Annotated in this window: 1 pseudogene; it reads right to left on the minus strand. The window is 54.6% G+C overall.

The annotated features are described in order from the left end of the window. Positions 1 to 687, minus strand: a pseudogene (locus HMPREF2697_RS10835) (hypothetical protein); the annotation flags it as partial.

The raw sequence follows: 687 nt of genomic DNA on the forward strand, positions 1-687 counted from the left end.
GTGCAAGTGAATCTGCAAGTACTTCAGCGTCGATGAGCGCCTCAACCAGTGCGAGCGAATCAGCCAGCACATCAGCGTCACAGAGTGCCTCAACAAGTGCGAGCGAATCCGCAAGTACGTCAGCGTCGATGAGCGCTTCAACAAGTGCGAGTGAATCCGCAAGTACGTCGGCTTCCATGAGCGCATCGACAAGTGCGTCAGAATCGGCAAGTACGTCAGCGTCCATGAGTGCCTCAACCAGCGCTAGCGAATCTGCAAGTACCTCGGCCTCAATGAGTGCCTCAACGAGTGCATCAGAATCAGCCAGCACTTCAGCATCGCAAAGTGCTTCAACGAGTGCCAGTGAATCAGCAAGTACTAGCGCCTCACAAAGTGCCTCAACAAGTGCGAGCGAATCGGCAAGTACATCGGCCTCAATGAGCGCATCGACAAGTGCCTCGATGAGTGCCTCAACGAGTGCGAGCGAATCCGCAAGTACCAGTGCCTCGATGAGTGCCTCAACAAGTGCAAGTGAGTCAGCAAGTACGTCAGCATCGATGAGTGCCTCAACCAGCGCCAGTGAATCCGCAAGTACCAGTGCTTCCATGAGTGCATCAACAAGTGCGAGTGAGTCAGCAAGTACCAGTGCCTCCATGAGCGCTTCAACGAGTGCATCAGAGTCCGCAAGTACGTCGGCCTCAATGAGTG

The organism is Streptococcus sp. HMSC064D12, assembly GCF_001837205.1.
Taxonomy (GTDB): domain Bacteria; phylum Bacillota; class Bacilli; order Lactobacillales; family Streptococcaceae; genus Streptococcus; species Streptococcus salivarius_D.